A 20,539-nucleotide genomic window follows, 5' to 3' on the forward strand; every position below is an offset into this window, starting at 1 on the left:
CGGTACACCAAAGACCTCGATATCTGGATTGAAGCCTCGCGAGAAAATGCCGAGAAGGTAGTCAAGGCTATCGAGAGTGTCGGTTTCGCCTCGTTGGGGTTGAAGGCCGAGGACTTTCTCGAAGCCGGAACGGTTGTCCAGATTGGATACCCGCCTGTACGGATCGATTTATTGACCAAACCCTCGGGCGTGGAGTTCGCGGAGTGTTATGAAAACCGCCAGGAGTTCGAGGTGGATGGTATTAGGATCCCCCTCATCAGCCTCGGGACCTACGCAAAAACAAACGAGCCTCCGGCAGAAGCCAGGACTTGGCTGATCTGGAGAGGTTGGAGTAGACATGATCGAAATCCTCGATACTACCCTGCGCGACGGCACCCAGGGGCAGGCCGTGAGCCTCTCCAGCGACGACAAGGTAGCCATCGCCCGGCGGCTCTCCGCCTTCGGCGTGCCGCTCGTCGAGGGCGGCTGGCCGGGGTCGAACCCCAAGGACGCCGAGTTCTTCGCCCGCATGAGGGGCGTGGACCTGGGCCGGACCCGGCTGGTGGCCTTCGGCTCGACCCGGCGTAAGGGGCTGAGGCCACACGACGACGCTTCGGTGCAGGCCATGCTGGGGGCCCACACCCCGGTGGTCACGGTGGTCGCCAAGTCCTGGGACTTCCACGTCACCGAGGCGCTGGAGGTGAGCCTGGAGGAGAACCTGCGCATGATCGAGGAGACCTACGCCTACCTGGTGAGCCAGGGCCGGCGGGTCATCCACGACGCCGAGCACTTCTTCGACGGCTTCAAGGCCAACCGGGGCTACGCCCTGGCGACGCTCGAGGCCGCCGTGCGGGGCGGGTCCGACACGCTGTGCCTGTGCGACACCAACGGCGGCAGCCTGCCCGAGGAGGTCGCCGAGATCACCCGCGCTGTCGTGGAGGCCTTCCCGGGCGTTCGCGTCGGCATCCACCCCCACAACGACGGCGAGCTGGCGGTCGCTAACGCGCTGGCCGCCGTGCGGGCCGGGGCGACCCACGTGCAGGGCACCGTCAACGGCTACGGCGAGCGCTGCGGCAACCTCAACCTCACCAGCACCATCCCCAACCTGATCCTCAAGTGCGGGCTCGAGCTACAGGGCATCAGCCGGGAGAAGCTCGCCGAGCTGCGCGAGGTCTCGCACTACGTGGACGAGCGGGCCAACCTCACGCCCAACATCCGTGCGCCTTACGTCGGCGACGCGGCCTTCGCCCACAAGGGCGGCATCCACGTCTCGGCAGTCCTGAAAAACCCCCGCACCTACGAGCACGTCGAACCTGAGGCAGTCGGCAACACCCGCCGGGTGCTGGTCTCCGACCTCTCGGGCCGGAGCAACCTGCTCGCCAAGCTGGCCGAGGCCGGGGTGCAGGTGCCCAAGGAGACGGCGGGGGCGCTCTTGGAGGAGGTCAAGCAGCTCGAGCACGCCGGCTACTCCTTCGAGGGCGCCGAGGCGAGCTTCTACCTGCTGGCCCACCGGCTGCGCGGGGGGAAGCTCCCCTTCGAGCTGATGGGCTTCAGCGTGTTCATGCACGCCAACGACGACCGCCCCGACACCCCCACCTGGGCCGAGGCCACGGTGCGGGTGAAGGTGGGGGAGAGCGTGCAGCACACGGCGGGGGAGAGCAAGTTCGGCCCGGTCTCAGCTCTGGACGTGGCCTTCCGCAAGGCGGTGCAGGCCTTCTACCCCGAGATCGGCGAGATCGAGCTCTCCGACTACAAGATGCGCATCCTCAGCGGCCAGGAGAGCGGCACCTCGAGCGGGGTGCGCGTCGTGATCGAGATGCACCGCGCCGGCGAGCGCTGGACCACCGTGGGCGCGAGCCGCAACAGCCTCGAGGCCTCCCTCAAGGCCCTCACCGACGGCTACGCCTACGCGCTGGTGAAGGCCCAGCCGGCGCCGCAGGACTGACGCCTTGGCGGTCGGCCATCAGCTATGGGCTTTCCCCGCCGCCCGCACCAGCCGCACGAACCGGAGCAGCCGCGGGAAGCGCCCCCAGCGCCTGCGGTCGCCCGCGATGCGCACCAGCCACTCCAGCTTCAGCCGCTGGGCCAGCGGGTGCGCCCGCTTGACCTCGCCCGACAGCACGTCCAGCACCCCGCCCACGCCGATGGCGACCTTGGCCCCCAGCCGGGCCTTGTGGCGGTGGATGAACAGGTCCTGGCGCTCGCCCATGCCCACCAGCAGCAGGTCGGGCCGGGCTTGGGCGATCCGCTCGACCACCGGGGCTTCGTCCTTGAAGTAGCCGTCCTGCACGCCCGCCACCTGGATGCCCCAGCGGGCCCGGGCGTTCTCGGCGGCCTTCTCGGCCACGCCAGGCCTGGCGCCCAGGAAGAACACCCGCAGCCGGGGGCCGAAGCGCTCGAGGAGGGCGGGGGTGAGGTCGGCGCCGGTCACGCGGCCGGGCAACCGCTCGCCGGTGAGGCGGCGCACCGCCCAGACGATGCCCACGCCGTCGGCGGTGACCAGCTCGCTCTCCCGCGCGGCCCGCGCGAGCTCGGGGTCGCCCTGGGCCCGCACCACGTACTCGGGGTTGAGGGTGATGACCTGGTGGGTGCCCGGCGCGTCCAGCATCCGCCCGATGCGCTCCACGGCCTCCTCGAGGCCTACGAGGTCCACCGGCAGCCCTAGGATTTCCGCCCGCCGCATCATTCCCCCCGGCGCCCGAAGCGGTAGACCGGGCGGTTCTTGCTCAGGCCGTACTCCTTCGCGTCGAGCACGCGCACCTCCTTGAGCTCGGGGATCACGTCCTCGACGCTGATGAGGCTGGCGAGGGCCAGGTCTTCGCTGCGGCCCATGCGGTAGAGCCGCTGCCCCACTGCGCTGGCGAAGAGGCCTTCCTGTGGGTCGGGAAAGGCCCTGAGCAGGCTCGAGGCCAGCATGGCTCCCTCGAGGTGCTCCGCCTTGGCGAGCTGCTGGATGCGCTTGGCCAGGAACCCCGCGGCCAGGATGTTGCCCAGGCTGGGCTCCCCGCTCGCGTCGGAGGCACACACCAGCGCCACTTCCTCGCGGGCGTCGAGGTTGGCCTCCACCACCGCCCGGGCGTTGCGGAAGTAGCCCAGCATCACCCGCGTGTCGGTGGGGGCCAGCGCCTTGCACAGCGTGTAGGCGAAAACCACGGCCCGTTGCCCGGAGAAGTCGGTCTTGAGGAGGTCCCGCAGGGAGAGGCTGTGGTGGAAGCCCTCGGGCGGCATGCCCTCCTCCTCGCCCAGCAGCACGTCGCCGGGGCGGGCCAGCAGCCGGGCCGACCGGATGCTCGGCGCCACCCAGACCTCGCTGGCCCCCTGGTTGAGCAAAGCCCCGACGACGCTGCCGTGGAACACGGCCACCGCGATCACCTGGTCGGGGTAAGCGTTCTTGTTCCGCTGAAGGTCAACCCGCAAACGCATCACGGCATATTATCAGGGATCGGCGGGCCGGGGCTTATCGCACCCTTCACAGACGTTGCCTCCCATCCGGGAGGCAACGGTGCTGTGCAGGACAGTGCAATCGAGTTGTGAATGGCTCAGTAATTGTGAAGAGCGCTCTAGCCGCGCAGCAGCAGCACGGGGCCTTCCTCGAGCTCGGGCAGGTCGTCGAGGCTCTCGAGCCCGAAGATCTCCAGGAAGCGGTCGGTGGTGCCGTAGAGCTTGGGCTTGCCCACGCTGTCCTTCTCGCCCACCACCCGCACGAGTTCGCGCTCGAGCAGCCCCTCCAGCACCCCGTCCACGTTGCGCCCGCGCACGGCCTCGAGCTCGGCGCGGGTGATGGGCTGCTGGTAGGCGACGATCGCCAGCACCTCCAGGGCCGCCCGCGAGAGCCGGGGCGGGTTGGGCCGCAGGACCCGCTCGACCGCGTCGAGGTGGTTGGGGTGGACCACCAGCCGCCACCCGCCGGCCACCCGCTCGAGCTGTACGCCGATGGGGTGCTGGAGGAGCCAGTGCTCCAGGCCCACCAGCTCCCGCAAGACGGTCTCCTCCGGGGCTAAGGCCGTGAGCTCGCTCAGGCCCACGGGCCGGCCCGCGGCGAAGAGCACTGCCAACAACTGTGCCTGTGCTGCGTTCATGATGTCTTGAGCCAGGGTGGAAAACGGACACCTCCGCCCCTCAACCCTGGCTATACTACCAGTATGCCGAGTTTCAACTATAAAGCTCGTGACCGCGAGGGGCGCGTGATCGCCGCGGTGATCGAAGCCGAGGACATCCGTACGGCTGCCCGCTCACTCCGCGACAAGGGCTTTTTCGTGGCCGAGATCAAGGAGCAGGGCAGGGGTTTGCAGGCCGACGTCAAGCTCCCGGGGCTCGACCGGGGCCCCAGCCTCAAGGACCTCGCGGTGTTCAGCCGGCAGCTCGCCACCATGCTCTCGGCGGGCTTGCCCATCGTGCAGTCGCTGGCGATCCTCGAGAAGCAGACCGAGAACAAGAAATTCCGCGAGATCATCAAGGAGATCCGCACCGAGGTCGAGGGCGGCACCACCTTCAGCGACGCGCTCTCCAAGCACAAGCTCTTCTCGCGCCTGTACGTCAACCTGGTCAAGGCGGGGGAGACCTCGGGCACCCTCGACGCCATCCTCGACCGGCTGGCGACCTTCCTGGAGAAAGACCTCGAGCTGCGCGGCAAGATCCGCTCGGCGCTGACCTACCCCGCGATCGTGTTCGTCTTCGCGATCGGCGTCACCTACTTCCTGCTGACCGGCGTGGTGCCGCAGTTCGCGGGGATTTTGTCGGGCCTCGGCTCGGAGCTGCCGCTGCTGACGCGCTTCCTCATCGCCATCTCCGACGCGCTGCGGGCAGGGACGCCCCTCCTCATCCTGCTGGCCATCGTGGGCTACTTCGCCTACCGCGCCTACTACCGCACCGAACAAGGCCGCAGGGTGGTTGACCGCATCAAGCTGCGGATGCCGGTGTTCGGGAACCTGAACAAGAAGAGTGCGCTGGCCCGCTTCTCGCGCACCTTCGGGCTGCTCATCACCAGCGGCGTCAACATCGTCGAGTCGCTCGACATCACCAAGGGCACGGCCGGCAACGCCATCATCGAGGACATCCTCGAGGAGACCAAGACCACCATCCAAGCCGGCGAGCCGGTCTACGCCACCATCCAGGCCTACCCCCAGGTCTTCCCGCCCATGGTGGGCTCGATGATCGCCATCGGGGAGGAGACCGGCGCCCTCGACGTGATGCTGCAGAAGATCGGCGACTTCTACGAGCGCGAGGTGGACGAGGCCGTCAGCAGCCTCACCGCCGCCATCGAGCCCGTCATGATCGTGTTCCTGGGCGGTGTGGTGGGCCTGATCGTCGCGGGCATGTTCCTGCCGCTGTTCCAGATCATCAACACGCTCTCGGCCCAGTAAACAACGGGTGCCGCACGGCGCCGGGGCTGAGAGTATCGGCCCCGGCGCTCTTCTGTCGAGCGCCTGGGGCGGGTGAGGCGAGGCCGGCGGCTGGTTCAACCTCGCGGGGCATCGCGTGGCCGATCCGCGAGAAACCTCGTGGGCTAGCCTCCCTCGCTGGCGGAGGGCGTTGGCTGCCTGGCCCGCTCGAGCGGCAGCCGGACGACGGCGGTGGTGCCCTTGCCCGGCTCGCTCTGTAGCCGGATCTCCCCCCCGTGCTGCTCGACGACCCACTTGGCGATGGACAAGCCGAGCCCGGTGCCGCCCGGGTCGCGCGAGCGCGAGGGGTCGGCGCGGTAGAAGCGCTCGAAGACGTGGGGCAGGTGCTCGGGGGCGATGCCGACGCCGGTGTCCCGCACGCGCAGCTCGGCGTAGCCCTCCCCCGGCTCCAGCTCCAGGCGCACCTCCCCGCCCTCGGGGGTGTACTTGAGGGCGTTCTCCAGCAGGATCAGGGCGAGCTGCTTGAGCCGGTCGCGGTCGCCGCGCACCGTGAGCGGCCGTGGCTCGGGCGGCTCGAGCCGGTGCCGGTTCCCCAGGCCGCGGGCGGTGACGAAAGCTTCCTGCAGCACCTCGTCGAGCCGGACGGGCTCCAGCCGCAGCCGCAGCCCCGCGTCGCCGCGCGCGAGGGCGAGCATGTCGTTGACCAGGCGCGACAGGCGCTCGGCCTCGCGGGCGGCGTCGGAGAGGGCCTCGCGGCGCTCGCGCTCGTCGATCCCCTCGAAGCGCAGCAGGAGCTGGAGGTTGCCCTGGATGGCGGTGAGGGGGGCGCGCAGCTCGTGGGCGGCGTCGGCCACGAAGCGCTTCTGGGCCTCGGCCAGCCGCCGGTAGCGCTCCTCGCTCTCGCGCAGGGCCTCCTCCGCCCGCTTGCGCTCGCTGATGTCGAGGGAGACGCCCACCAGGCCTTCCGGTTCCCCCCGGCTGTCGCGGATGGGGGAGGTGGTGACGAGCACGGTGAACACCCGCCCGTCCCGGTGGCGCACCTCGAACTCCCCCGACCAGCTATGGCCCTGCCGCAGCAGGGCCATGATCGTCTCGGCCTGTGCCCGCTCGGTGTAAGCGGGCAGGAGGTCCATCAGGGGTTGGTCCAGGGCTTCTGCCGCGCTCCAGCCGTACAGCTCCTGAGCGAAGCGGTTCCAGTAGGTGATGCGTCCGCTCAGGTCGGTGGCGATCACCGCCTGGTCGACGGCGTCGAGCAGTTCGGCCTGGAAGCGCACCATTTCGCTCCTGGCCCGGGCCGCCTCCTCGGCCCGGCGCCGGGCCGCGACCAGGTAGCTGACGAGGGTGGCGGTGGCGGAGAACAGGAACAGCCGCAGGAGGTCGGCGGGGAGCGCGACGGCAAAGGCGTAGGCCGGGGGGAGCAGGAAGAAGGTAGCCCCCACCGCGCCCAGCAGGGACGCCAGGAGCCCGGGACCCAGACCCCCGTACAGCGCGCTGAGCATGACCGCCGGGAGGACCAGCATGAAGGTGTCGCGGCGGCTCTCCGGGAAGAGCAGGCCGGTCAGGGCGAGCGCGAGCGCGGTCAGGAGCGTAGCGGTGGCGTACTTGGTGAGCGAGGGCGGGCGGGGCGCGTTCATACCGCCTTCCTCGCGCCCCCGGCGCCGCAGCCTCGAGGCGGCCCGGGCGGCAGGCCGAGCCCGGCGCGGACAGGCTCCCGGCCGCGCCGGGCGGTCGGGTACGGGGAACAGGGCCTCATGACAAGTCGATTCTATAGACCTTCTGCGAAAGCGTCGCGTGCGGGGACGCAAAGCCCCGTGCCCATGAAGCCATACCCGACGCGGTTATCGGTCGGGGGCCTCGAGCCCACGACGGGCTGCCCCGCGGGCCCGGGGCTCGCCGGCGGAAAAAGACAGGCCCGGCGGTGCCCGGGCCTACGGCTGTTTCGCCGGCTTTTAGCGGGGCCTGTTCGGGGGGTCGGCGGGGCGAAGCCCAAGGGCCTCCAGGCCCTTGGGCCCACAAGGCTTCCTCGCAGCCAGGCCGGGGGCGAAGAGGGCGATCAGGCAAATAGCGAGCAGCCTCGCCAGTGCCACGCTCGCGTGGGAGGGACCACCTGCGAGCAGCGCACGGTTGGCCGAATACATCTCGTTCACCCCGTTCCGTCCCCGGCCTGCGCCCCGAGGATGGCGCTAGCCTAGCGCCCGGGCGCAACGAAAACGCAACGCCCCGAGGCGATGGAGGCCAGGTCCCGCAACCGCCGAAAAAACGGGGTACTAACGTAAAATGAAGGGGGCATCTAAACCACCCGCCCTATCCCCACCGGAGGCCCGGCGCAGTGCCGTCGAAACGCAGTCCCAGCCCCATCCCCCTCGAGATCGCCCTCCTGGGCAGGCCCGAGTTTCGGGCCGGGGGGGTGCGTCTGGGCCTGCTGCCGCGCAAGGCCGTGGCCCTGCTGGCCTACCTGGCGGTGGAGGGGCGGGCTCAGTCGCGCGAGCACCTCGCCGAGCTGTTGTGGCCCGCGGGCAACCGGGCCTCCAGCCGCGCCGCGCTGCGCAACCTCCTGGCCCAGCTCAACAAGGCGCTGGGGGCGGCCGGGCTCGAGCCGTTGCGCTCGGACACCGACTGGATCGCCCTCGCCCCCGAGCAGCCGCTGTGGCTCGACCTGTCCGAGCTCGAGGCCGTGCTGCGCCTGCCCGAGGACCACCCCGCCCTGCTCGAGCGCCACGAGGCCGTGATCCCGCTGTGGCGTGGGGAATTCCTCGAGGGGCTGGGCTTCGCCGACGCCCCGGACTTCGAGGACTGGGTGGCCCTGCGGCGGGAGGCGCTGCGGCAGCAGATGACCCAGGTGCTCGAGCGCCTGGCCGCGGCCCAGGCCGAGGCAGGCCAGCTCCACAAGGCGCTGGAGAGCACCGCGCGCCGCATCCAGCTCGAGCCCCTCGACGAGGTCGCGCACCGCCAGCTCATCACCCTCTACCTGCGCGCGGGCAACCGGGGCAAGGCCCTGGAGGCCTACCAGTCGCTGTGCGAGCTGCTGCGGCGCGAGGTCGGGGTGGAGCCCGCCCTCGAGACCGAGCTGCTGGTGCGGCCCCTGCTGCGACCGAGCCACCACGAGCCCCGCCCCGGCCTCCTGGGCGACGCGCGCGCCCGGACCAGGATGCTGGTGGGGCGGGAGGGGGAGCTCGAGGCCCTCGAGACGGCGTGGCGCGCCGGGAGCCTGATCTTCATCACCGGCGAGCCGGGGGTGGGCAAGTCCCGCCTGGCGAGCGAGTTCGCGGCCGGGATGGGGACTTTTGCCTGCGTCGAGGCCTTCCCCACCGACGCCGACATCCCCTACGCCACCCTCGCCCGCCTGCTGCGCCGCCTGCTCGAGCGCCACCCCGGCTCGCTGCTGCCGCTGTGGGTGCGCCGCGAGCTCTCGCGCATCCTGCCCGAGCTCGAGGCCGAGCCCCTGGCCCTGGAGCGCATCGAGGGCGAGGAGGGGAAGCTGCGCTTCCTCGAGGCCTGCGCCGAGCTGATGCGCCGGGCCGGGCCCGGGCTCGGCACGCTGATCCTCGACGACCTGCACAACGCCGACCTCGCCAGCTTCGAGGCCGCCATTTACGGGCTCAACCGGGTGCTGGAGGGCGGGCTGCGGGCGGTGTTCATCTACCGCCGGGGGGAGCTCAAGCCGGCGGTGGAGGCGCAGGTCCGGGCGCTGCTCGAGCGCGAGGCGGCCGTGCGCCTCGACCTCCACCCCCTCCCCCCCGACGGGGTGCGGCGCCTGCTGTTGGCGCTGGGCCGCCCCGACCTCGAGCCCCTGGCCGAGGCCTTCAGCCGCTTCACCGGGGGCAACCCGCTGTTCGTGCTCGAGACCGTGCGGGCCATCGACGAGGCGGGCGGCCTGACCGCCCACGGCGAGGCCCGCCTGCCGCGCTCGCCCACCGTCACCACCATCATCGAGCGGCGCCTGGAGCGCCTGCCGCACACCGCGCGCGAGCTGGCCCGCCTGGCCGCCGTGGCCGGCGAGGTCTTCTCCCACGAGCTGGCCGCCGCGGCCCTGCGCCTCGACCCCCTCGAGCTCAGCGCGGGCCTGGAGGCCCTGGCCGAAGCCCGCGTGCTGCAGGGCCTGCGCTTCAGCCACGACCTGTGGCGCGAGACCGTCAAGCACGGAATCCCCCCGGGGGTCGTGCAATTTTTGCACCTGCGGGTGCTGGAGTTCCTCGAGGCCGGCCCCGGCCCGGTCTCGCCCGCGCTCAAGGCCCGGCACGCCGAGGGGGCGGGGAAGGGGCTGGAGGCGGGGCGCTACTGGCTGCAGGCGGGCGAGCAGGCGGTCAAAGCCTACGCCTACGCCGACGGCGTGGCGCACCTGGAGCGGGCCCGGGCGCTGTGGCAGGCCTCGGGGCAGGCCTCCGCGCGGGACTGGGCCGAGCTCGAGCTGCTGCTGGGGAGGCTGGCCCACTACCAGGGCGACGCCATCGGCGCCCAGGCCGCCTTCGAGCGGGCGCTGGAGTGGGCCCGGGCCGGCCGGGCGCCCGAGCTCGAGTGCCGCGCCCTCAACCAACTGGGCCACCTCCTGAGCTGGGCCGGCCCCAACCTCCGGCCCGCCCAGGCCGAGGAACACCACCTCGAGGCCCAGCGCATCGCCCAGCGGCACGGCCTGCTGGCCGAGCTGGCCCAGACCGAGTACTACCTGGCGGTGCTCAACCAGATGGGCCGCACCGGCCAGGACCCCGCCCACCACCGGCAGCGCCTGCAAAAGGCCATCGAACACGCCCGGCGGGCGGTCGAGCTCTCCAGCGCGGCCGGCCTCTCGGACATCCAGCCGTGGGCCTGGCTCACCCTAGCCAGCGCCCACTTCTACCTGGGCCACTGGGCGTCCGCCGAGGCGGCGCTGGGCGAGGCCCAGCAACGCTTCGCCCGTACGGAGAACGCCCGCGGCGAGGCCGAGGGCTGGGTGCTCAAGGCGCGGCTGCACGTGCAGTCGGGCGAGCCGCACAAGAGCCTCGAGGCCGCCCGCAAGGCGCACGCGCTGGCCGCCCGCGCGGGCAGCTACGAGCAGGAGCTCGGCGCGGCGCTGGCGCTGGGCTTCGCCCTGCTCACCGCCGGGCACTACGCCGAGGGCCTCGAGGTGGCCCAGTCGGCCTACCGCCTGAGCGCGCGGGCCCGTCCCCCCCGCCGCATGGGCAGCCTGATCCTGCTGGGGCTCGCCCACCAGAACCTGGGCGACTGGGGCACGGCGGAGGCGCTGCTGGAGGAGGCGCGCGCCGTCGGGATCCACTGGGACCAGCTCGGGGAATTTCCCTTCACCCGGCTGTGCGACCTGCGCCTGTGGCAAGGCCGCTGGGAGGAGGCTGCCGAGCTGGCCCGGGCGGCGCTGGGGCGGCGGGAGTACGGCCGTTTCAGCGTCTTCGCCGGGCTGCGCTGGAACGAGGCCAAGGCGCTGCTGCTGGGCGGCGCGCGCGAGGAGGCCGAGCGTGACGTCGAGGGGCTCGAGGCTCACTTCGCCGGACACCCCCGCTACGCGTTGCTGGCGCTGGCCTCGCGGGGGGTGCTGCTGGGCTGCCAGGGGCAGTTCGACGCCGGGCTCGAGCGCCTGCGGCAGGCGGCGCACACCGCGGCCGCGATGGGGCTCCCCCTGGAGCACTGGCTGCTGGAGGCCGAGCAGGCGCACTGGCTGTCCCACCTGGGGCGGCTCGCGGAGGCCCAGGACTGCCTCGAGCGGGCGAGCGGGGTGCTCGCCGGGCTCGCCCAGGGCCTGCCCCCCTCCCGGCGCCCGGCCTTCTGGGCGGCGGCCGATCAGGTGCTCGAGGGCCGCTGGCAGCCCCTCGCCCCGCTCGCCAGGGCTGCCCCGGTCCTCCCGCTGACCGAGAGCTCGGCCGGTTCTTGAGAGCGGTTCCCGCGAATACCCCGCACGGCCGGGTTGGCCGCGCGGGGCGTTCGCGAGGCGCGCCGAGACCCTGGGGCTACGGCTGGGCCAGCAGCCGCCGGATCTCGGCCGCGAAGTCGTCGAGGGCTTGCCGAGGGGTCTTCTGCCCCACCACCATGCTCTGCCACACCGTCTCCTCCATCAGCCGGATGGCCGGCATGGCCGGGGGGCGGGGGCGGGGGAAGGCCACCTTGAGCTGCTGGTTGAACAGTTGCCACTGGGGGTTGGTCCGGAAGTGGGCCTGCACCTCGGGGCGCTCGAGGGTGCTTTGGCGCAGGGGCATGAAGTTGCTCTGGGTCACCAGCCTGGCGTTGTTCTCCGGGTGCAGCAGGTAGCGCATGAAGGCCCAGGCGGCCCGTTTCTTCTCGGGCGGGGCGGCCGCGGTCATGCCCATGGCGGTCCCCCCGATGGGCGCGGCGCACTTGACCTGGCAGGGCAGCGCCGCCACCCCCAGCTCGAAGCCGACGTTCTGGGCGTAGAAGCCGTAGTTGCCCGAGGAGTCGAAGGTGACGCCGACCCGGCCGGCGTAGAAGAGCTGCCGCCCCACGTCCTCCTTGAGCGCCGCCTCGCGCGAGGCCGAGCCCTGCCGCACCAGCCCCAGCAGGTACTCGTAGGCCGCGACGCTGGGCGCGGCGTTGATGAGCACCCGGCCTCCCTCGTCGATCCACTCCCCGCCGTTCTGCTTGACGAAGGCCCAGCGCACCCACTGGCCCGGGATGTTGACGCCCCACTGCCCCTCGCGGCTCAGCCGCCGGGCCGCCGCCTCCAGCTCGCCCCAGGTGCGCGGGGGCCGGGCGGGGTCGAGCCCGGCCTGCTCGAACAGCGCCTTGTTGTAGTACATCACCGGCACCACCACCACCAGCGGCAGCACGTAGGTGCGGTTGCGGTAGGTCGAGACCGAGCGGGCCGCGGGCAGCAGGTCGGCCTGCAGCGCGGGGTCGGAGCGCAGGTAGGGCTCCAGCCGCTCCAGCACCCCCCGCTCGGCGAAGAGCCCGAAGCGGGTGACCTCGAGGAAGACCACCTCCGGCTGCCGCCGCGCCGCCACCGCGGCCTGCAGGCGGGTGACCAGCTCGTTGTGGTCGCCCGCGTACACCTCCTCGACCCGCACCTCGTCCTGCGCGCGGTTGAAGCCCTGGATCAACTGCCGCAGGGCCGGGTCGTTCACCGAGTGCCAGACGGTGATCTCCACCTGCGCCCATGAAAACGGTACCAGCAGCACCCCCAGACCGACGACGAACTTCCAAACTCGCATAGGCCCCTCCCTTGGTTGTCTGGCAGTGAGCAATTCTAGAATATACCAGTGCCTCGCCGGCAACGCCTCGTGCCTTACTTGTACCTGCTGCCCAGCGGGCTCTTCCTCGCCCTGTTCGTGCTGTGGCCGGCGGTGCAGTCCTTCGTGCTGTCCTTCCAGCGCTGGGACTTCCTCGCCGCCGAGCGCCCGTTCGTGGGGGGCACGAACTACGCCGACCTGCTGCGGGGCGCGGAGTTCTGGAACTCGGTGCGGGTGAGCCTGGGCCTGGTCGCGCTCAGCGTCCCCGTGCGGCTGGTGCTGGCCCTGGCCCTGGCCCTGCTGCTGCTGCGCGAGACCCGCGTCAACCGGCTGGTGCGCGGCGTCCTGATGCTGCCGGGGGTCTCGAGCGCGGTGACGGTGGCGGTGGTCTTTAGCTGGATCTTCAACACCGACTTGGGGCTCGTCAACCTGCTGCTCGGGCGCTTGGGCCTGGGCCGCCCCGACTGGCTGGGCAGCCTCGAGCTGCCCCTGCTGGTGCTGGCGGTGGTCGTGGTGTGGAAGCAGCTGGGCTACGACGTGCTGGTGTACATCGTCGCGCTCCAGGCCATCCCGCAGGCCTACCTCGAGGCCGCCCGCGTTGACGGGGCGAGCCGCTGGCAGAGCTTCCGCCACGTCAGCCTTCCGCTGCTGGCGCCCACCACCTTCTTCCTGCTGGTGATGGGCGTGCTCGACGCCTTCCACACCTTCACCCTCGTCAACGTCATGACCCGCGGCGGGCCCGCCCTCGCGACCGACGTGCTGGTGAACCTGCTCTACCGCACCTCCTTCGTGTTCTTCGACATCGGCAAGGCCTCCGCGCTGGCGGTGCTGCTGTTCGGCCTGCTCGGCACCCTCACCGCCTTGCAGTTCTACTGGATCGGGCGGCGCGTCCACTATGAGAACTCCTAGCCGTCTGGCTCGAGCCCTCTCCGCCCTGCAAGGCCTGGCCGCCCTGGGCGCGGGCTTCGTGGTCCTGCTGCCGCTGGCCTACAGCTTCCTGGTCTCGCTGGCGACCCCTGCCGAGGCCTTCGTGGGCCGCCTCGTGCCGGCCACCCCCCACTGGGAGAACTACCTCTCGGCCTGGAACGCCGTGCCCTTCGGGCGCTACTACCTCAACACCCTCGTCTTCGCGCTGGTCTCCACCTTCGCGGCGGTGTTCTCGAGCATCCTCGCCGCCTACGCCTTCGCCCGGCTGCAATTCCCGCTGCAGAACCTCTTCTTCGCCCTCTTCCTGGCCACGCTGATGATCCCCGGCCACCTCACCCTCATCCCCAACTACCTCACCCTGGCCCGCCTGGACCTCCTCGACACCTTCTGGGCCCTGATCCTGCCGCTGGTGGGCAACGGCTACGCCGTCTTCCTGCTGCGCCAGCAGTTCCGCGCCCTGCCCCGCGAGATCGACGAGTCGGCCCGCATCGACGGCGCGGGCTCGTGGACCATCCTCTGGCGGCTGGTGGTGCCCTTGTCGCTCCCGGCCATCGCCACCACCGCGCTCTTCACCCTGATCTCGAGGTGGAACGCCTACCTCTGGCCCCTCATCGCCACCGACAGCGACGCCACCCGCACCGTCCAGATCGGCCTCGCCCGCCTCATGGCCCGCAGCGTCGAGGAGAGCGCGGCCAACTGGCCCGTCATCCTCGCCGGCAGTTGGATCGTCCTGCTCCCCACCCTGACCTTCTTCCTCCTCGCCGACCGCCTCCTGCTGCGCTTCGCACGGCTGGGGGCGTTGTTGAGGTGAGGGGTTCGGGGTAGCTGGTGGCGTGTGGCTCGTGGCCTATGAGGAACCCCTCGCCGGCCCTCCCCGCGCGGGGAGGGCTTATCCCCCCAGCCCCCCTTGTTAAGGGGGGAACAAGGCGTCTGGCGTCTTGCGTTTTGCGTCTTGCGTACGACGTACGACGTGGGACGTACGACCCGCACCCCGCGCCCGGCCATCGGCTATCAGCTATCAGCGTTCAGCGATAAACTATGTCGATATGCCACACGTGCAATCCGAAATCTTCATCCCCAAGCCGCCCGCCTACGTCTACTCCTGCGCCCGCGACCTCGAGGGGCTCAAGCCCTACCTCAAGGACGTGCAGAGCCTGCGGGTCATCGAGGACGACGGCGGCCGCTCCAAGAGCGAGTGGGTGGCGGTGGCGATGGGCAAGAAGGTGCATTGGATCGAGGAGGAGGAGTGGTTCGACGCCGAGCTGCGCAACCGCTTCCGCAGCCCGGAGGGCGACTTCGACAAGTACGAGGGCACCTGGGCCTTCGAGGCGGCCGACGGGGGCACGCGGGTCACCTTAGAGCTCGAGTACGAGCTCAACATCCCCATCTTCGGCGGTCTGCTGCAGAAGCTCGTGCTCAAGCTGATGAAGGAGAACTGCGACGGCTTGCTGGCCGGGCTCAAGGAGCGGGCCATGGCCTGAGGCGGGGCTGGCTCGAGGTATACTCGAGCCATGAGCTTCGCCGTGCGATGTTGAGCTGAACCGATCGCCGGGTGTCTGGTGCCGTCGTGCCCAGGCCCGGCGTTTTGAATTTCAGCCCGACGACCCGCCCACCCTTGGAAAGGAAGCTGCCATGCCCTTACAGATCTACAACACCCTCACCCGCCAGAAAGAACCTTTCGTCCCCGGCACGCCCGGCTACGTGGGCATCTACTTCTGCGGGCCGACCGTCTACGGCGACCCCCACCTGGGCCACGCGCGCGGCCCCATCACCTACGACGTGCTGCGGCGCTGGCTCGAGCACACCGGCCACAAGGTGCGCTTCGTCTCCAACATCACCGACGTGGGCCACCTCGTCGATGACGCCGACGAAGGCGAAGACAAGGTGCAGAAGCGGGCCAAGCTCGAGCGCCTGGAGCCCATGGAGGTCGCCGAGAAGTACATGTGGGCCTACTTCGACGACATGAACGACCTCAACGTGCGCCGCCCCGACATCGCCCCCCGGGCCGCCGGCCACGTCCCCGAGCAGATCGACCTCACCCAGCGGCTGCTCGAGCGCGGCTACGCCTACGTGCGGGGCGGCTCGGTCTACTTCCGGGTGCGCGCGTGGCCCGGCTTCGGCAAGCTCTCCAACCGCCAGGTCGAGGACCAGGAGGCCGGGGCGCGGGTGGAGGTGCGCGAGGAGAAGGAGGACCCCCGCGACTTCGCCCTGTGGAAGAGCGCCGACCCCGAGCACATCATGCGCTGGAAGAGCCCCTGGGGCGAGGGTTACCCCGGCTGGCACATCGAGTGCAGCGCGATGAGCCTGAAGTACCTGGGCGAGGGCTTCGACATCCACACCGGCGGCATCGACCTGCAGTTCCCCCACCACGAGGCCGAGATCGCCCAGGCCGAGGCCGCGGGCTACAAGTTCGCCCGCTACTGGATGCACCACAACCACGTGCTGCTGGGCGGCGAGAAGATGGCCAAGAGCACCGGCAACTTCGTGGTGCTGCGCGACCTGCTCAGCCGGCACGAGCCCATCACCGTGCGCTTCTACCTGCTGGGCAGCCACTACCGCAGCGTGCTCGACTTCACCTGGGAGGGCCTCGAGTCGGCCAAGCAGGGCTACATGCGCCTCTTGAACGCCTACCGCGAGATCCGCCGCCAGGTCGCCGAAGCCCCCGCCGGGCGGCACGCCGGTCTCGAGCGGGCCATCGACGCGCTCGAGTCCCGCTTCGCCGCCGCCCTCGACGACGACCTCAACACCGCCCAGGCCCTCGCCGCCCTCTTCGAGTTCGTCACCGAGTTCAACAAGGCCCTCCCCGACAAGCCCGGCCGCGATACCCTCGCCCGCGCTGAGGCCGTCTTCGGCCAGCTCGGCGAGGGCGTGCTGGGCCTGTTCCCCAAGCGCGTGCTCGAGGCCAGCCTGGGCGGCGACCTGCTCGACGGCCTGATCAAACTGCTGCTCGAGATCCGCGAGGAAGCCCGCCGCGAGCGCAACTTCGCCCTCTCCGACCAGATCCGCAACCGCCTCACGGAACTCGGCCTCACCGTGGAGGACACCCGGGAAGGGCCGAAGTGGAAGGTAGGGGTATAGGCGGGTAGTCGAGGGTCGAGGCGTTTTGCGTCTTGCGTTGGGCGTTCGGCGTACGACGTAGGATGCACGGCGGCGCCCCGAGGGCGCTAGTATGTGTCTCGTGACCCCTCTCGCCTACTTCGAATCCCACCTCCCCGGCATCCTCGCCGACCTCGAGGCCATCGTCTCGCTCGAGTCCCCCTCCCACGACCTCCCGGGCCTCGAGGCGGTGGCGACCTGGCTAAGCACCCACTTCGGGGGCTTCGGGGAGATCGCCCGGGAGGAGAGCAAAAACGGGCCCATCCTCAGCCTGAGGTTCGGCCAGGGCGGCCCCAAGGTGCTGGTGCTGTGCCACTACGACACGGTGCACCCGCGCGGGGTCTTCGGCTGGCGGGTTCAGGGCGAGCGGGCTTACGGGCCCGGCGTCTACGACATGAAGGGCAACATCGTGCAGCTCTTGTGGGCGCTGCGGGCCAGCCGCGAGCTGGGCCTGGGGCTGCCGCGGCTCGAGGTGCTCTTCACCCCCGACGAGGAGGTGGGTTCGCTGGCTTCGCGCGAGGCCATCGAGGCGGCGGCGCGGCGCAACGAGGTCGTGCTGGTGCTCGAGGCCCCCATGGGCAACGGCGACCTCAAGGTCGCGCGCAAGGGCACGGGCATGTACACCCTCACCGCCCACGGCAAGCCCGCCCACCAGGGCGTCGAGCCCGAGAAGGGCGTCAACGCCGTGGTCGAGCTCGCCCACCACGTCCTTGAAATCGTCGCCCTGCAGGACTGGGAGAAGGGCACCACGCTGGGGCCCAACAAGATGCACGGGGGCACCGCCGTCAACGTGGTGGCCGCCGAGGCCTCGGTGACGGTGGACTTCCGGGTGTGGACCATGGCCGAGTACGAGCGCCTCGAGGCCGCCTTCAAGGCCCTCAAGCCCGTCCTGCCCGGCGCCCGGCTGAGCCTGAGCGGCGGCCTCAACCGCCCGCCCATGGAGCCGAGCCCGGCCTCGATGGAGCTCTTCGAGCGGGCGAAGCGCATCGGGGCCGGGCTGGGCCTCGAGCTCGGCGCCGGCCGGGTGGGGGGCGGCTCCGACGGCAACTTCACCGCCGCTTTGGGCGTGCCCACCCTCGACGGACTGGGCCTCTTCGGCGCCGACGCCCACCAGCTCTCCGAGCACGTCGTCATCCCCGAGATCCCCCGCCGCGTCGCGCTGCTGTCGGGCCTGCTGGCCGACCTGGCGGCCCGCTGAGGAGTCCCCATGCTCAGCTCGAGCGCACAAAAGGTCCAGGACGCCCTGCACGCGCGGGGCTTCGGCGAGCTCCGGGTCGTCGAGATGCCCGCCTCCACCCGCACCGCCCAGGAAGCCGCCGACGCGGTGGGGTGCAGCGTGGGCCAGATCGTCAAGTCCCTCATCTTCCGCGGGGCCGCTTCGGGCAAGCCCTACCTGCTGCTCGTCAGCGGCCCCAACCGCGTGGACGAGGCCAAGGTGGGGGAGAGGCTGGGGGAGCGCCTCGAGCGGGCCAAGCCCGACTGGGTGCGCGAGGTGACCGGCTTCGCCATCGGCGGGGTGCCCCCGGTGGGCCACGCCACCCCCCTCGAGGCCCTCATCGACCCCGACCTGCTGCAGTACGAGCAGGTGTGGGCCGCCGCGGGCACCCCCAACGCGGTCTTCGCGCTCACCCCCCAGCAACTCGTAGCCCTGACCGGGGGCCGCGTGATGGCGGTAAATTAGGGCCATGTTCAGCCTCTTCAAGCGCGACGAGCACGTCAAACCCGAGGGCGACCGCGTGCTGTGGGTGCGGGTCCGGCTGCTCAGGAGCGGCGAGATCGTCGAATTACGCCTGACCAAGGGCGGCGAGATCTCCGCCGACGAGGGCGGGGGCTACTACGTGCGCAAGCACATCATCGGGCCGAAGAGCCTCGAGCGGGCCACGCTCGAGATCTGGTTCAACCGGGCCTACAAGCCCACCCGCAAGGCGGTCGAGGGGGGCGAGCTGGTGCCCATCCGCGAGTGGGAGTGAGGGCTGCAAAAAGGCAGGGCCGTTCCACCTAGGGACGGCCCCGTGTCCTGGCGCGCCCGGGAGGACTCGAACCCCCGACCTACCGCTTAGAAGGCGGCTGCTCTATCCGGCTGAGCTACGGGCGCATCCGCGCGATAGTCTAGCAGACTATCGCCAGAGGAAAAACCCCGCTTGGGCGGGGTTTGGTGGAGCGGGAGACGGGATTCGAACCCGCGACATTCAGCTTGGAAGGCTGACGCTCTGCCAACTGAGCTACTCCCGCGTTTCCCGTGGACAGGCGCGCCTGCGGCGCGGCGCAGAGCAAAGGGCTGAGGGCAGCGGGGCTCTCGGCGCTCGGCATCCGGCGCACCGCGTCGGCGGCGCTTGTGGTCGGGGCGACTGGATTCGAACCAGCGACCCCCTGCTCCCAAAGCAGGTGCGCTACCAGACTGCGCTATTTTCCGCTCCAGGACGGAGTTTCCTCGCACCCCCTACTCGGAAAGCGCTTCTGCCTCCGGCTTGTCATTTTGACAGCAAAATGCCCGAATGACAAGACCCTAAAAGTGCCCGACCCTGCCGTGTATAACGCTTTATGTTGAGCTCTCGGCTACTGTATCCCCATCTTGGGCTATGGGGAAGCAGCAGGAGCGATTGCTTATTGACCTATCTTTTTCATGAGAATCCTGCCTACGGGTCGGAGTTGACACCAGTTTCTTAAATGCTTGTTAGAATGCAGTCAAGACAACTTCACTTTAGAGGACCGTGCAGGATGCCTGTCTCTACATGGAGTAGCAATTATGCCTAACCTACGCTATTTCCTACTTCTCCCCTTCATCTTAGCTGTTAGCTACGGCCAAAACACTAAGGAGGCACAGTTAGTAAGAGAGTCTATCGCGGCCTCTACAAAGCAACTTCAGCAACTCGTGAGCGACGCCGTGGCACAGCGTGGTGGAAACCTAGAGAGCCAGCATTTGCACCTGGTGTTGGCGTTCAGCACGGGCCACTACCCCCGCGACCCACTAGGGGCTGAGGCAGCGCGTGAACTGGCCTGGCAACTCGTCAAAGACCTAGCAACGCCCGGCGATAAGCTGAGCGTTTTTGCCTGGGAGCTAGACGTATACGACTCACCCACTCCTGAGCCACTCGTCATCACCCAGGCCGTTCTCGAGCAGGAGAGGCCTGTTAGAGACCTGTTTCCGAAAACCGCCAGGGTTGGCTCCGCCGGTGGTCACGACACCGAGAGGGCATTGGTCGAGATTGGGAGGCATATGGGTGAGGGCAGCCGGGATGCGGTGCTCATCCTGCTTACGAACAGCGCTGCCAGCGTAGCCCCGAAGGGCGCTTCCCTACTCGGGAGCAATGAGCCGAGCTACAGGGGTTTCCTCCAGCGGTATGACCGGCTGCAGGCGACCACCGCCACTGGGGCTTCAGCGCAACTACCTTATGAGATTCGGCAACCCGACGGTGAACTCCTGAGCCGCTCCATAGATGTGGTGGTCGCTGTTCCGAGGCAGTTTGTAGGCCGCCCCATCGAGGGTCGCACGCGCTATGAGGTGCCACGGCAAGTCCCGGCGGAAGGTGTCCACCAGGGCGGAAGCAGCATTGCCCTTCTTGTCATCGGGGCGGGAGCCCTAGCCGCCTTGGGTTTCCTGGTGTACACGCTGATAGCGGGTAAGGCTTCGGCGCCCCGAACGCTTCGGATTGTAGGCAAGGACTTTGAGATTCCGGGGGGCGGTTGGAGCGTCGGGCTTGCCGAGGCCCGGGTAGGGGAGGAGGTTCTCCACATCGCAGGGGGAGGTTATGCCGAGCGAGTTGATAAGACCAGAGTTTTGCCGAAGTCGTTGCGCAGCGTCCCCCCAGCCCAGATTGCACGCATAGAGCGGAGCCCGAAGGGTGTGCGGGTCATTGCCCTGCCTCCTAACCGGCTCACAGTCGACGGGGTTGACTATCCCGACTCACACGAACTCGTGGCTGGTCGGGAGTACAGGGTGTGCGTCTCCGGGGAAGGGGTGACCAACCCCGTCCTAGGCCTCCAGCCCTTCAATGTAGAGCTACACGTCTCGGTCGAGTCCTGAGC

16 protein-coding genes and 3 tRNA genes are annotated in these 20,539 nt (G+C 69.9%); 11 read left to right on the top strand and 8 right to left on the bottom strand.

The annotated features are described in order from the left end of the window. The first annotated feature begins 337 nt into the window (after positions 1-337). Positions 338-1,924, top strand: a complete 1,587-nt coding sequence (gene cimA / locus Mterra_RS00190; protein ID WP_119313323.1) for a citramalate synthase — start codon at positions 338-340, stop codon at positions 1,922-1,924. An 18-nt stretch (positions 1,925-1,942) separates the two neighbouring features. On the opposite strand, the gene Mterra_RS00195 is transcribed toward cimA, so the two are convergent. The 3 genes from Mterra_RS00195 to scpB all read right to left on the bottom strand — a co-directional run bounded on the left by Mterra_RS00195 (position 1,943) and on the right by scpB (position 4,058). After that, positions 1,943-2,662 (bottom strand): WecB/TagA/CpsF family glycosyltransferase, encoded by a 720-nt coding sequence (locus tag Mterra_RS00195; RefSeq protein ID WP_119313346.1) that lies wholly within the window; start codon positions 2,660-2,662, stop codon positions 1,943-1,945. Continuing rightward, the gene (locus Mterra_RS00200; RefSeq protein ID WP_119313324.1) at positions 2,662-3,402 is read right to left on the bottom strand and encodes a 2-phosphosulfolactate phosphatase; all 741 of its coding nucleotides are present in this window, start codon (positions 3,400-3,402) and stop codon (positions 2,662-2,664) included. The genes Mterra_RS00195 and Mterra_RS00200 overlap by 1 nt, the downstream gene beginning before the upstream one ends. Before the next feature lie 137 nt (positions 3,403-3,539). After that, positions 3,540-4,058, bottom strand: a complete 519-nt coding sequence (gene scpB / locus Mterra_RS00205) for an SMC-Scp complex subunit ScpB (RefSeq protein WP_119313325.1) — start codon at positions 4,056-4,058, stop codon at positions 3,540-3,542. A 63-nt stretch (positions 4,059-4,121) separates the two neighbouring features. Here scpB and pilC point away from each other — a divergent pair, with 63 nt between their 5' ends. Next, entirely contained in the window at positions 4,122-5,342 is a 1,221-nt protein-coding gene (pilC, locus tag Mterra_RS00210) for a type IV pilus assembly protein PilC (protein ID WP_119313326.1), read from the top strand. A 143-nt stretch (positions 5,343-5,485) separates the two neighbouring features. On the opposite strand, the gene Mterra_RS22815 is transcribed toward pilC, so the two are convergent. Next, on the bottom strand, positions 5,486-6,955 hold the full coding sequence (locus tag Mterra_RS22815; RefSeq protein ID WP_218022852.1) for an ATP-binding protein: 1,470 nt from the start codon (positions 6,953-6,955) through the stop codon (positions 5,486-5,488). A 695-nt stretch (positions 6,956-7,650) separates the two neighbouring features. Here Mterra_RS22815 and Mterra_RS00220 point away from each other — a divergent pair. Then, complete coding sequence (locus Mterra_RS00220; RefSeq protein ID WP_119313327.1) at positions 7,651-11,181, top strand: ATP-binding protein; 3,531 nt, start codon at positions 7,651-7,653, stop codon at positions 11,179-11,181. A gap of 76 nt (positions 11,182-11,257) precedes the next feature. Here the strand turns inward: Mterra_RS00220 and Mterra_RS00225 are convergent, their stop codons facing one another. Continuing rightward, positions 11,258-12,472 carry an ABC transporter substrate-binding protein gene (locus Mterra_RS00225; protein ID WP_119313328.1) on the bottom strand — a complete coding sequence of 405 codons (1,215 nt, stop codon included), beginning with the start codon at positions 12,470-12,472 and terminating at the stop codon, positions 11,258-11,260. Between the two features lie 48 nt (positions 12,473-12,520). On the opposite strand from Mterra_RS00225, the gene Mterra_RS00230 reads away from it, so the two are divergent. From Mterra_RS00230 to Mterra_RS00260, 7 genes are all read left to right on the top strand, one after another. Continuing rightward, entirely contained in the window at positions 12,521-13,399 is an 879-nt protein-coding gene (locus tag Mterra_RS00230; RefSeq protein ID WP_119313329.1) for a carbohydrate ABC transporter permease, read from the top strand. Continuing rightward, the gene (locus Mterra_RS00235) at positions 13,386-14,228 is read left to right on the top strand and encodes a carbohydrate ABC transporter permease (protein WP_027892721.1); all 843 of its coding nucleotides are present in this window, start codon (positions 13,386-13,388) and stop codon (positions 14,226-14,228) included. The genes Mterra_RS00230 and Mterra_RS00235 overlap by 14 nt, the downstream gene beginning before the upstream one ends. 235 nt (positions 14,229-14,463) lie before the next feature. Then, positions 14,464-14,898: a type II toxin-antitoxin system RatA family toxin gene (locus Mterra_RS00240; RefSeq protein ID WP_119313330.1), complete on the top strand. Its 435-nt coding sequence runs from the start codon at positions 14,464-14,466 to the stop codon at positions 14,896-14,898. 151 nt (positions 14,899-15,049) lie between these two features. Continuing rightward, on the top strand, positions 15,050-16,495 hold the full coding sequence (gene cysS / locus Mterra_RS00245; RefSeq protein WP_119313331.1) for a cysteine--tRNA ligase: 1,446 nt from the start codon (positions 15,050-15,052) through the stop codon (positions 16,493-16,495). Positions 16,496-16,595: 100 nt separating this feature from the next. After that, positions 16,596-17,711: a M20 family metallopeptidase gene (locus Mterra_RS00250; RefSeq protein ID WP_119313348.1), complete on the top strand. Its 1,116-nt coding sequence runs from the start codon at positions 16,596-16,598 to the stop codon at positions 17,709-17,711. A gap of 9 nt (positions 17,712-17,720) precedes the next feature. Then, positions 17,721-18,194, top strand: coding sequence for a YbaK/EbsC family protein (locus Mterra_RS00255; protein ID WP_119313332.1), 474 nt, complete (start codon positions 17,721-17,723; stop codon positions 18,192-18,194). Positions 18,195-18,198: 4 nt separating this feature from the next. Further along, positions 18,199-18,483 (top strand): hypothetical protein, encoded by a 285-nt coding sequence (locus tag Mterra_RS00260; RefSeq protein ID WP_119313333.1) that lies wholly within the window; start codon positions 18,199-18,201, stop codon positions 18,481-18,483. Positions 18,484-18,531: 48 nt separating this feature from the next. Here Mterra_RS00260 and Mterra_RS00265 read toward each other — a convergent pair. The 3 genes from Mterra_RS00265 to Mterra_RS00275 form a co-directional block, all read right to left on the bottom strand. Next, a tRNA-Arg gene (locus Mterra_RS00265) sits at positions 18,532-18,608 on the bottom strand. A gap of 61 nt (positions 18,609-18,669) precedes the next feature. Then, positions 18,670-18,745: transfer RNA gene (locus tag Mterra_RS00270), tRNA-Gly, on the bottom strand. A gap of 104 nt (positions 18,746-18,849) precedes the next feature. Continuing rightward, positions 18,850-18,931, bottom strand: a tRNA-Pro gene (locus Mterra_RS00275). Between the two features lie 328 nt (positions 18,932-19,259). Here Mterra_RS00275 and Mterra_RS00280 point away from each other — a divergent pair. Beyond that, complete coding sequence (locus Mterra_RS00280) at positions 19,260-20,537, top strand: hypothetical protein (RefSeq protein WP_147372468.1); 1,278 nt, start codon at positions 19,260-19,262, stop codon at positions 20,535-20,537. Positions 20,538-20,539 lie beyond the last annotated feature (2 nt).

Origin of the sequence: Calidithermus terrae (assembly GCF_003574345.1) — a bacterium.
GTDB lineage: Bacteria > Deinococcota > Deinococci > Deinococcales > Thermaceae > Calidithermus > Calidithermus chliarophilus.

Bases quoted from the DNA above. Each gene is read 5' to 3' on its own strand.
- cimA (WP_119313323.1), top strand. From the start codon at position 338: ATGATCGAAATCCTCGATACTACCCTGCGCGACGGCACCCAGGGGCAG.
- Mterra_RS00195 (WP_119313346.1), bottom strand. From the start codon at position 2,662: ATGCGGCGGGCGGAAATCCTAGGGCTGCCGGTGGACCTCGTAGGCCTC.
- Mterra_RS00200 (WP_119313324.1), bottom strand. From the start codon at position 3,402: ATGCGTTTGCGGGTTGACCTTCAGCGGAACAAGAACGCTTACCCCGAC.
- scpB (WP_119313325.1), bottom strand. From the start codon at position 4,058: ATGAACGCAGCACAGGCACAGTTGTTGGCAGTGCTCTTCGCCGCGGGC.
- pilC (WP_119313326.1), top strand. From the start codon at position 4,122: ATGCCGAGTTTCAACTATAAAGCTCGTGACCGCGAGGGGCGCGTGATC.
- Mterra_RS22815 (WP_218022852.1), bottom strand. From the start codon at position 6,955: ATGAACGCGCCCCGCCCGCCCTCGCTCACCAAGTACGCCACCGCTACG.
- Mterra_RS00225 (WP_119313328.1), bottom strand. From the start codon at position 12,472: ATGCGAGTTTGGAAGTTCGTCGTCGGTCTGGGGGTGCTGCTGGTACCG.
- Mterra_RS00235 (WP_027892721.1), top strand. From the start codon at position 13,386: ATGAGAACTCCTAGCCGTCTGGCTCGAGCCCTCTCCGCCCTGCAAGGC.
- Mterra_RS00240 (WP_119313330.1), top strand. From the start codon at position 14,464: ATGCCACACGTGCAATCCGAAATCTTCATCCCCAAGCCGCCCGCCTAC.
- cysS (WP_119313331.1), top strand. From the start codon at position 15,050: ATGCCCTTACAGATCTACAACACCCTCACCCGCCAGAAAGAACCTTTC.
- Mterra_RS00255 (WP_119313332.1), top strand. From the start codon at position 17,721: ATGCTCAGCTCGAGCGCACAAAAGGTCCAGGACGCCCTGCACGCGCGG.
- Mterra_RS00260 (WP_119313333.1), top strand. From the start codon at position 18,199: ATGTTCAGCCTCTTCAAGCGCGACGAGCACGTCAAACCCGAGGGCGAC.
- Mterra_RS00280 (WP_147372468.1), top strand. From the start codon at position 19,260: ATGCCTAACCTACGCTATTTCCTACTTCTCCCCTTCATCTTAGCTGTT.